1 rRNA gene is annotated in these 1,170 nt (G+C 53.8%); it reads right to left on the reverse strand.

The window, feature by feature from the left end:
* Positions 1-1,036: ribosomal RNA gene (locus QMX80_RS19170) — 16S ribosomal RNA — on the reverse strand; the annotation flags it as partial.
* Positions 1,037-1,170 lie beyond the last annotated feature (134 nt).

Raw genomic sequence — 1,170 nt, forward strand, 5'->3', positions numbered from 1 at the left:
TCCCGAAGGCACCAATCCATCTCTGGAAAGTTCGCGACATGTCAAGGCCAGGTAAGGTTCTTCGCGTTGCATCGAATTAAACCACATACTCCACCGCTTGTGCGGGCCCCCGTCAATTCCTTTGAGTTTCAGTCTTGCGACCGTACTCCCCAGGCGGCGAACTTAACGCGTTAGCTTCGATACTGCGTGCCAAATTGCACCCAACATCCAGTTCGCATCGTTTAGGGCGTGGACTACCAGGGTATCTAATCCTGTTTGCTCCCCACGCTTTCGTGCCTCAGTGTCAGTGTTGGCCCAGGCAGTCGCCTTCGCCACGGATGTTCCTCCTGATCTCTACGCATTTCACTGCTACACCAGGAATTCCACTACCCTCTGCCACACTCTAGTCGCCCAGTTTCCATCGCAATTCCCAGGTTGAGCCCAGGGCTTTCACGACAGACTTAAACAACCACCTACGCACGCTTTACGCCCAGTAATTCCGAGTAACGCTTGCACCCTTCGTATTACCGCGGCTGCTGGCACGAAGTTAGCCGGTGCTTATTCTTTGGGTACCGTCAGAACAATCGGGTATTAACCGACTGCTTTTCTTTCCCAACAAAAGGGCTTTACAACCCGAAGGCCTTCTTCACCCACGCGGTATGGCTGGATCAGGCTTGCGCCCATTGTCCAATATTCCCCACTGCTGCCTCCCGTAGGAGTCTGGACCGTGTCTCAGTTCCAGTGTGGCTGATCATCCTCTCAGACCAGCTACCGATCGTCGCCTTGGTGGGCTCTTACCCCGCCAACTAGCTAATCGGGCATCGGCTCATTCTTTCGCGCCAGGCCCGAAGGTCCCCGGCTTTCACCCGTAGGTCGTATGCGGTATTAGCGTAAGTTTCCCTACGTTATCCCCCACGAAAGAGTAGATTCCGATGCATTCCTCACCCGTCCGCCACTCGCCACCCAGAGAGCAAGCTCTCCTGTGCTGCCGTTCGACTTGCATGTGTTAGGCCTACCGCCAGCGTTCACTCTGAGCCAGGATCAAACTCTTCACTTAAAACTACATGTCCGAAGACAAATACTCTTAGCTGCAGATGTTCAACCACTGGCAACGTTTCGCTTGCTTTACAAACTACTCATTGCTTGATCAAACGTCTGCAAGATGGACAGTCATCCACTCCTGCAGGCGCC

Origin of the sequence: Stenotrophomonas sp. PS02297, assembly GCF_029959705.1 — a bacterium.
GTDB classification, from domain to species: domain Bacteria; phylum Pseudomonadota; class Gammaproteobacteria; order Xanthomonadales; family Xanthomonadaceae; genus Stenotrophomonas; species Stenotrophomonas nitritireducens.